This is a genomic window from Flavobacterium sp., from assembly GCF_035456085.1.
GTDB lineage: Bacteria > Bacteroidota > Bacteroidia > Flavobacteriales > Flavobacteriaceae > Flavobacterium.
On the sequence record NZ_DATIDY010000183.1, the window covers coordinates 1 to 9,185 of the forward strand.

The 9,185-nt window shown below is 31.5% G+C and carries 10 protein-coding genes and 1 pseudogene; 4 read left to right on the forward strand and 7 right to left on the reverse strand.

Going from position 1 to position 9,185, the window contains the following annotated elements; all coding sequences use genetic code 11:
• Positions 1–153: pseudogene (locus VLC96_RS13745) on the forward strand (YeeE/YedE family protein); the annotation flags it as partial.
• A gap of 138 nt (positions 154–291) precedes the next feature.
• On the opposite strand, the gene VLC96_RS13750 reads toward VLC96_RS13745, so the two are convergent.
• Together VLC96_RS13750 and prmA are read right to left on the reverse strand one after the other, a co-directional pair.
• A complete protein-coding gene (locus VLC96_RS13750) occupies positions 292–567 on the reverse strand; it encodes an ATP-dependent Clp protease adaptor ClpS (protein ID WP_325263780.1) in 276 nt (91 codons plus the stop codon).
• Between the two features lie 41 nt (positions 568–608).
• Positions 609–1,442 carry a 50S ribosomal protein L11 methyltransferase gene (gene prmA / locus VLC96_RS13755; RefSeq protein ID WP_325263782.1) on the reverse strand — a complete coding sequence of 278 codons (834 nt, stop codon included), beginning with the start codon at positions 1,440–1,442 and terminating at the stop codon, positions 609–611.
• Between the two features lie 379 nt (positions 1,443–1,821).
• Between prmA and VLC96_RS13760 the strand changes: the two genes are divergently transcribed.
• A complete protein-coding gene (locus VLC96_RS13760) occupies positions 1,822–3,489 on the forward strand; it encodes a tetratricopeptide repeat protein (protein WP_325263784.1) in 1,668 nt (555 codons plus the stop codon).
• Between the two features lie 340 nt (positions 3,490–3,829).
• On the opposite strand, the gene tpiA is transcribed toward VLC96_RS13760, so the two are convergent.
• The 4 genes from tpiA to VLC96_RS13780 all read right to left on the reverse strand — a co-directional run bounded on the left by tpiA (position 3,830) and on the right by VLC96_RS13780 (position 7,018).
• On the reverse strand, positions 3,830–4,582 hold the full coding sequence (tpiA, locus tag VLC96_RS13765; protein WP_325263785.1) for a triose-phosphate isomerase: 753 nt from the start codon (positions 4,580–4,582) through the stop codon (positions 3,830–3,832).
• A 30-nt stretch (positions 4,583–4,612) separates the two neighbouring features.
• The gene (locus tag VLC96_RS13770; RefSeq protein WP_325263787.1) at positions 4,613–5,116 is read right to left on the reverse strand and encodes a TlpA family protein disulfide reductase; all 504 of its coding nucleotides are present in this window, start codon (positions 5,114–5,116) and stop codon (positions 4,613–4,615) included.
• Between the two features lie 213 nt (positions 5,117–5,329).
• Positions 5,330–6,430 carry a BT_3928 family protein gene (locus VLC96_RS13775; protein WP_325263788.1) on the reverse strand — a complete coding sequence of 367 codons (1,101 nt, stop codon included), beginning with the start codon at positions 6,428–6,430 and terminating at the stop codon, positions 5,330–5,332.
• A 48-nt stretch (positions 6,431–6,478) separates the two neighbouring features.
• On the reverse strand, positions 6,479–7,018 hold the full coding sequence (locus VLC96_RS13780; protein ID WP_325263790.1) for a DUF1599 domain-containing protein: 540 nt from the start codon (positions 7,016–7,018) through the stop codon (positions 6,479–6,481).
• A 137-nt stretch (positions 7,019–7,155) separates the two neighbouring features.
• Here VLC96_RS13780 and folP point away from each other — a divergent pair, with 137 nt between their 5' ends.
• Positions 7,156–7,977 carry a dihydropteroate synthase gene (gene folP / locus VLC96_RS13785; protein WP_325263791.1) on the forward strand — a complete coding sequence of 274 codons (822 nt, stop codon included), beginning with the start codon at positions 7,156–7,158 and terminating at the stop codon, positions 7,975–7,977.
• Positions 7,978–8,035: 58 nt separating this feature from the next.
• Positions 8,036–8,659 carry a hypothetical protein gene (locus VLC96_RS13790; RefSeq protein ID WP_325263793.1) on the forward strand — a complete coding sequence of 208 codons (624 nt, stop codon included), beginning with the start codon at positions 8,036–8,038 and terminating at the stop codon, positions 8,657–8,659.
• Positions 8,660–8,773: 114 nt separating this feature from the next.
• Here the strand turns inward: VLC96_RS13790 and rlmH are convergent.
• The coding region (gene rlmH / locus VLC96_RS13795) for a 23S rRNA (pseudouridine(1915)-N(3))-methyltransferase RlmH (protein WP_325263795.1) at positions 8,774–9,185 on the reverse strand (412 nt) is incomplete at its 5' end.

Consider the following 9,185-nt stretch of genomic DNA (forward strand, 5'->3'; position numbering starts at 1 on the left):
TCCTTTGGATTGGGTTGGGCATTGGTTGGGTCTTGTCCTGGACCTATTTTTATATTAATCGGAGCTGGATTTTTGCCCGTAATCATTGTGCTTATTGGAGCTTTGATTGGAACGATTATTTATGGTGCTTTAAAAAGTAAACTGCCACATTAATTTAATCTGTGACTATCTTTGGAATTAATTACCAAAATTCATAATATTTGAAATTGTTTAAGTCCAATAAAAAAGCCTATTTAAGATTGTACTTCTAAATAGGCTATGAAAAACTCATTTTTGGAATTGTATTGTAAATCAGACTATTTCGGCACTTAAGCCAGCTTCTAATAACCCAATGCATTGTATCTTTAATTTGTCGTATTCACCTGTTTTTACAGTACATTTTCCATTAAAATGAACTATTAAAGAACATTGTTCTGCCTGAATAGGAGTGTGGTCACAAACACGAACCAAAGTATCAATAACGTGATCAAAAGTATTTACATCATCATTATATACTATGATTTCACTGTTCATAGCGATATCTTCCTGTTCTTTTCTTTTTTCTCTTATTTTCTCTTTTGTACTCATGCTTTTAGGTTTTGTACATTATTGATTAAAAAAGGTATATACTAATTTACGTATTTTAATGATACCCAGTTATTTCTTTGAAACTTTTTAACATACGTCAATCCTTTTTCTGTACAGGATTCGTTAATATAAGGAATGTCTTCTTCGTAAAAACCGCTAAATAATATAGTTCCTTTTGGATTTAAACAATCAACATAACTTTGCATGTCGTTTAATAAAATATTTCTGTTAATGTTGGCAATGATTAAATCGTATTTTTTGTCTTTTAGTAAGGCTGCATCACCTTCATAAACGGTGATATGTTTGCAATTATTGCGTTCTGCGTTTTCGATAGAATTCAGGTAGCACCAGTTGTCAATGTCAATGGCATCAATTGGTTGAGCACCTTTCATTTCGGCAAGTATGGCCAAAATTGCAGTTCCGCAACCCATATCCAGCGTTTTCATTCCGTTAACATCCATTTCCAGTAAGTGCTGAATCATCATATGTGTAGTTTCATGATGCCCTGTTCCAAAACTCATTTTGGGTTCAATTACAATGTCATATTCTGCATTTGTTTTTGGATGAAATGGTGCGCGTACGTGACAATTTCCTTCTACATCAATAGGTTCGAAGTTTTTTTCCCATTCTTCATTCCAGTTGACTTGCTCAATTTCTTCAAAATTATATTCAATTTTAAATTCCTCTGATTGCAGTATTTGAATATCATCTAATATATTTTCGTCCCAAAGATCTTTTTGTACAAATGCCGAAATACCAGTTTCGGTTTCGGTAAAGCTTTCAAAAGCTTTTTCGCCCAATTCGGCTATTAATATTTCAGATCCCGGTTCTTTCGGTTCAATAATAAAATGATACCCAATGTAAATATTTGACATGTTTAATTTTTTTGCAAATATAAGTAGAATGTGTCCATTTTTAGATTTTTTAATTTTTTTAACGCACCACTTGTTAATTTGGCTTGATTCTTGATTTACAGCTTAAAACGATTTCGTTTAAAAATAATAGATTAGAATGGATTCAAAATTTTAGTAAAATTATATTGTTTCAGGAAGTTCAAACACTACATCATTTAGTAGAGAAAAAGAATGATTTTTATCATGTTTTTTAAAATATAACTATCTGAATTCTATCTAATTAAATCGTAATTAATCAGTTTTTTATTTTAAAAATTTTTACATTTGCAATGTTGTTTTTGAAATGATTTTAAAACTAAAAAACATACTTTTTTTTATAAATCTAATTAATAAATATATCATGAAAAAAGTTTTTATTTCGTCGCTAGCTACACTATTTTTTGTTTTGATAGGCCATGCTCAAGATATTAAACAGGCTAAAGAAGCTATCGATGCGGAAAAATATGAGAATGCAAAAAATATTTTAGAAACAATTACAACTTCAAAACCAACTGATGGTTATGCCAAATTTCTTTTAGGATATGTTTATATATTAAAAGGAGATTATAATAATGCCAAAAAGAATTTTGATGCAGGAATTAGTGACTCTTCAAAAGGGTATATGAATAATATAGGTTTAGGATATATCGCTTTGGATGAAGGAAAAAGTGCCGAAGCAGAAAAATATTTTTTATTAGCTCTTCAAAACGGTAGTAAAAAAGATCTAGAAGATGATGTTTTTGTTGGTAAAGCTTATACATATTCATCTAATCCAGATTATAAAAAAGCTATTGATATTTTAAGTAAAGCTAAATTGATATCACCTACTAATACTGATGTTTTATTGGCTTTGGCAGATGCTTACAAATTAGATAAAAAACAAAACAATGCTTACGAGCTTTATCGTGAGGCTTTTAGATTGGACTCTAGTTTGTTAAGAGCCAAAATGGGATTGGGTACTTTAATAAAAAATGCGCACAATTTTTCTGGTGCAGTAGCATCGTTTAATGAAGTTATCGCTTTGAATGCAAATTATGGTCCAGTATATCGTGAATTGGCTGAAACTCAATATTTATGGGCTTTGAATGACGCCAGAAATTATGATGATCATATTGCAAAAGGAATGGCTTTCTATGAAAAATACATGTCATTGACAGATTATTCATTAGAGTCTCGTATGCGTCATGCCGATTTCCTTATCCTTGCCCAAAACTATAAAGCACTAGAAAAAGAAGCTGATGAGATGGCAAAATTGGATAAAGTTAATCCAAGAATTTACCGTTATTTAGGATATTCAGCTTATCATAATAACAACTACGATACGGCTATAAGCTCATTGACATCGTTTATTACAAATCCTTCTAACCGTGTAATTGGTAGAGATTATTACTATGTAGGTGCTGCTAAATTGGACAAAGCTTTGGCTGCAACTCCAGTGGATACTTTAGCCATTGACAATGCAACATTGGACTTTAAAAAGGGATTTGATATGAGTCCAGCTGTAGCTGTTGATCTTCCTGAATTGGCTAAGAAATTATATGATAAAAAGTTATATCTTAAAGCTGCTCATGTTTACGAAATTGCAATAGCCAACACGGAAACAAAGACCTATTTAATGGATAATTTCTATTTTGCTTCTTCTGTTTATTGGGCTTTTTATAATAAAACGCATTTTGATGAACAACAAAACGAGCTTTTGAGAAAGGCAGATGCTTCTTTAGATGTTATAATCAAATCTTCCCCTTCGACTCAAGATGCTTATCTTTTCAAAGCGAGAATTCAAGTTTTGCTTAAAAATGACGCTGTTGTAACTAAAAGTTATGAAGATTTCATTGAAGCTGCCAATAAAAGAGGTCCGGAAGAATTGGCTACAAAAGGGATGAAAGCTAAATTAGTTGAAGCTTATAATAATCTTGGCCTTATGTATGAAGCCACAGATAAAGCCAAAGCTAAAGAAAATTTCACCAAGGCATTAGCAGTTGATCCTACAAATCAATACGCGGCAGAACAATTGAAAACATTAAAATAAGGGTTAATTCATTTTGATTTTAAAAAGCTAGCGCATATAATGTTGTTAGCTTTTTTTATGCTAAAATAAAATATGAAGGTAATTTAATTTTTATCAAATTAGTTTGAATCAGAGCTGTTCGCAAGAGGGATAGAAGCAAATTACCGAAGTAATGCGGATAGCCCGACCGCAACCCAATAAAAGGGCGGATAATCGCAAAGTATATTTAGCCCTTTTATTGGGTTGTGGTCTTGCCCAAATTATTATCATGTTCGAAAATTGAATAAAAAAAAGGCTATCTCAAAAATATTTGAAATAGCCTTTTGGATTTAAATCAATTTAGGAAATTGAAAAAATGTATTTAGATAGACGTTACAATTGTAATAAAATCTTTTGCATTAAGGGCAGCTCCACCAATAAGACCACCGTCTACGTCTGGTTTAGAGAAAATTTCTTTAGCATTATCTGGTTTTACACTACCTCCGTAAAGGATTGTAAGATCTTCGGCGATGTCACTGTTGAAAGCTTTGCGAACAGTTTCTCTGATGAATTCGTGCATTTCCTGAGCTTGGTCTGGCGAAGCAGTTTCTCCAGTTCCAATAGCCCAAACTGGTTCGTAAGCTAATACGATTTTTTCCCAATCTTTAGCTTCGATGTGGAATAAACCATCTTTCAATTGGTTTTCAACAATATTGAAATGATTTCCAGATTGACGGTCTTTTAGTTCTTCACCAAAACAGAAAATCACTGTCAAATCGTGTTTCAAAGCAGTATTTACTTTGCTTGCAATAATTGCGTCAGTTTCATTAAAAATTGCTCTGCGCTCTGAGTGACCCAAAATTACGGTGTTTACTCCAACGCTTTTAATCATATCTGCAGAAATTTCGCCTGTAAAAGCACCACTTTCTGCTTGGTGTAAATTTTGTGCAGCTACTGCTATATTTGAATGTTTCAAATTTTCTACAGCTGAAGCTAAATTTATAAAAGTAGGCGCAACAATTACTTGTGCGCTAGTTTCAGCTGGGATTTGAGTTAATAATTCGTTTAATAATTCTTTTGTTTGTGCAGCATTTTTATGCATTTTCCAGTTTCCTGCAACAATCTTCTTTCTCATTTTTTATAAAATTTATTGTTTTTTCTGTATTTAAATTGCTTCTAATTTTTTTAATGTATCATTGATTTTATCAAAATCGGTTTCGATAGCGCGGTAAACAACGATTTTTCCTTTTTTGTCTATAATGATATATCTAGGAATCCAATCTAAGTCAATTGCTTTTCCAAAATTTCCTTTCATACCATCGTTTGCCATGAAGTGTGGATATCCGTTTAATTGGTGTTTTTCAATACCTTCTTTCCATTTTTCAGGAGTTTTGTCCATAGAAAGAAAAACGTAGGCAACATTTGGATTGTTAGCTTGAAGTTCTTTTAATTTTGGCATTGCTTTTACACAATCACCACACCAGGAAGCCCAAACTTCTATTACAGTAGTTTTTCCTTTTTGTTTTTTCAGGATATCCTGAAATTTAACTTGTTTACCATCTAATGATAATAGAGTCTCTGAAAGTGCAGTTTTAGAAAATTCTGTTTTCTGAGCTTTAGCACAAGAAAATGCTATAAAAGCTACAAATATTAAGGCTATTTTTTTCATTTTCAATTTAGTTTTCACAAAGTTAAATAAAGAATTGTAAATAGAGTAAGCACTTTTTGTAATTTTATGATAAAAAATATCAAAAAAGACTACAATATCGTTATAGTTAATATTTTTTTTCGTGTTTTCGTTTTTTATTTATTAATTATTCAAAAAAAAACCTTGCAATAAAAATGTTAAGCAAGGTTGTTTCGAATATTATAAATTGGAAAATTAGAAAACCAAATCCTCAGTATCATTATAATGTACTTTTTGTTTTACTGTTCCTTTGTTAAGAATTACAAAACTTGGATTGGCTCTTTCAATTGTTTTTAGCGGAATAGCATCGCAGAAATAAAAATCGAAAGTCGTACCATATTGTTTTTTGATAGCAGCAATCTCTTCTGGTGTCGATGCTGTCATTCCGATGACTTTATAACCTTTTGCAGCAGCTTTTTTGCTTACAAGTTCCATTTTTGCAAGGCCATCTGGATTTGCAAGAGCCAAATCATAAGCAACAATCATTAATAATTTTGGTTCCTGAAGCAATTCTTCTTTATAATCAGATCCATCTTTTTCCATAACAAAATCGTGAATAGGAGGGACATATCCTTCGGTGATTACTTTGTCTTTTCTGTCTACAAATGTTGCTCCCGCTGGAATTTTATCTAAATCTTTTTCTGAAAATTCTTTGTCAACACCGTTTACTTTGTAGATAAAAATCATTTCAACTACTGATTTTGGAGCGCCTTCTGGAATTTCCATTCCTTTTTGAATATTATTTCCAACTTTGTATGGGCGGAAATCTTTTAGAGGCAAATGATTGATGACCCAATAGCCCATAAAAGCGCAAAGTATAATGGACAATATCACGAGAATATTTTGAATTTTATTAGAAAAAATAGGTTTTATCAATTTCATATTAATAAACAAAATCAATATGAAAAATAGTAAAACAATGTCTTTTGTGAATGATTGCCAAGGGGTTAAATGCAAAGCATCTCCGAAACAGCCACAGTCTTTTACCACATCAAAATAAGCAGAATAGAACGTTAAAAATGAGAATTTAATAATCAAAAGCAATAATAACCAAACAGTCAATTTTGGTTTGAAACCTATTAGTAACATAACGCCCAAAACGATTTCCAATGTCACTATAAATAAAGCAATTGCCAGTGAAAAAGGAACAAAGAAAGGCATGTTGAAAACAGGCTCGCTAAAGTATTCTGCCAGTTTATAAGAGAAACCAACGGGGTCATTCAGTTTAATTAATCCTGATATTATAAACAGGACTCCAACGAAGATTCGGGAGAATTGAGTAATGATGTTTTTCATTTTGGGGTGTTTTATATTGTGATACTTTAAAAACAGCTTTGGGTAGATTTATTTTTTATCTATTAAAATCAATGCGAAAACAGCATAGTTTATCATGTCCTGATAATTGGCGTCAATTCCTTCAGATACTATTGTTTTTCCTTTATTGTCTTCGATTTGTTTAACGCGGAGTAATTTTTGCAAAATTAAATCGGTTAACGAACTTACGCGCATTTCACGCCATGCTTCTCCATAATCATGGTTTTTATTTTCCATTAATTGTTTGGTCAAAGCTACTTTTTCGTCATATAATTGGGTGGCTCTTTCGGTTTCTAAATCTGGCTGATCCACTACACCTAATTCCAATTGAATCAAAGCCATAATCGAATAATTGATGATTCCGATGAATTCTCCGCGCTCGTCTTCGTCAATTTTTCGGATTTCGTTTTCCTGTAAACTTCTAATTCTTTGGGCTTTTATAAAAATTTGATCTGTCAATGAAGGAAGTCTCAAAATACGCCATGCACTGCCGTAATCTTTCATTTTGTTGGTAAAAAGTGTGCGACAAACCGTGATTACGCTGTCATATTCTTGTGAAGTATTCTTCATTATTGCTGTATATTTGTATAAAATTGTTTCAAAAATAAGAATAAATTTTAAAAGGTTTAAAGTTTAAAGTTCAAAGTTATTGGGACAACTACTTTCGAACAACTTTAAACAAAATAAACTTTAAACAAAAAAGTTAAATGAACTGCAAAGGACAACTCATCGATTTATCGACACCAAAAGTTATGGGAATTTTGAATATTACTCCCAATTCTTTTTTTGATGGTGGAAAATATAAAAATGAAAAAGAACTTTTAGAACGAGTGGATAAAATGCTTGGTGAAGGTGCCACTTTTATTGATGTTGGGGCTTATTCCAGTAAACCCAATGCTGAGTTTGTTTCTGAAGAAGAAGAAATTTCGAGAATCATGCCGGTTGTAAATTTGTTGCAAAAATATTTCCCAGATATTCTTTTATCAATAGATACTTTTCGCGCCGAAGTTGCCAAAGTCTGTATCGAAAATGGTGCAGCAATTATCAATGATATTTCGGCTGGGAAATTGGATGATAAAATGCTCCAAACCATTGCAAAATATCAGATTCCCTATATCATGATGCACATGAAAGGAACACCACAAACGATGCAAACTCTGGCACAATATGACGATATGGTCAAAGAAATGTTATTTTATTTTTCAGAAAGAATTGCTGCAGCAAGAGCCATCGGAATAAATGATTTAATTGTCGATCCGGGTTTTGGTTTTGCAAAAACATTGGAACAAAATTACGAGTTAATGCAAAAAATGGAATTATTTCAAATACTTGAATTGCCTTTGCTAATTGGGATTTCCAGAAAATCTATGATTTATAAAGCATTAGATGTGAATGCTGAAATGGCATTAAATGGAACAACAATTCTAAACACAATTGCTTTGACTAAAGGAGCCAAAATTCTGCGGGTTCATGATGTAAAAGAAGCGGTAGAATGTGTGAAGTTGTATAATAAAATGATTGGGATTTAATTAGTTGCTTATATTTTATAACTAATTCCCATTCCTTAAATCAATAAACAAAAATATAATGAAATATTTATTTGGAATTGCACTGTTATTATGTTTTTCTTGTGGAAATAAAGAGGAAGTTTTATTGCCAAAAGCAGATCGGACAATTGTAAAAGAAGTGGCTGATCTTTCACCAATTTATATATTTTTCGGAGTTAATGGAAAAGATACTTTGGCTGATGTAAATCGAAAAAATAGCATTAGTACCACTAATTGGATATTGAATATTGACAAGCGTCTACCACTGCGATTGGTTATTCCAGAAGTAATAAAATTACAGGAGAAAAAACGTGAAGCAAGTGTGCATAAAAATGAAACGGCACAAAATTATTATTCATACGCCGATAGTATTGGCAAAAATCTGGCATTTCTTCCTTTTACGAAAGTATATTATAAAATAGAAAAGCCAACGTCTGGTGTTATTGTTTATTTTGCAAAAGATAATTCGGTTTTAGTAAATAATATTTTGGTTAAGAAAACTGATTTAGCTGCTTATTTAAAAAATCTTTCAAATGACAAGCCTAATAAATTCCTTATAAGTTTTGATAAAAACAGCAGTTACGGAAATTATATTCAGAATAAAATATTTATCGAAAGTCTAGAAGGAATCAATTTTGATAAAGATCAAGAGTTTATTTTCTAAAACTTATTATCCTAAAAATCAATAATTGCGGAATATAGCCGCCTTCTGTACGATCATCTCCCGTGTTATATTTTTTCTATTGAAGTATTCTAAATGTTCAATGTTAATGAACAACTATTGATGATGATAAGGTTCATTTCTCAAAATAGTAAAACCTCTATACAATTGCTCGATAAAAAATAAACGTACCATTTGATGGGAAAAAGTCATTAATGAAAGTGAAATTTTACCATTTGCCTTAGCATAAACAGTATCTGAAAATCCATAAGGTCCGCCAATTACAAAAACCAGCGTTTTTATACCAGAGTTCATTTTCTTTTGTAATTCGGATGAAAATGAAACACTCGAAAATGTTTTTCCGTTTTCATCCAGTAAAATAAGCTGATCGGTTGGCGTTATTTTGGATAGTATAAGTTCTCCTTCTTTTTCTTTTTGTTGACTTTCGGATAAGTTTTTTACGTTTTTGATGTCGGGTATAATTTCCAAATCAAACTTGATATAAAAAGACAATCGCTTAGTATAATCG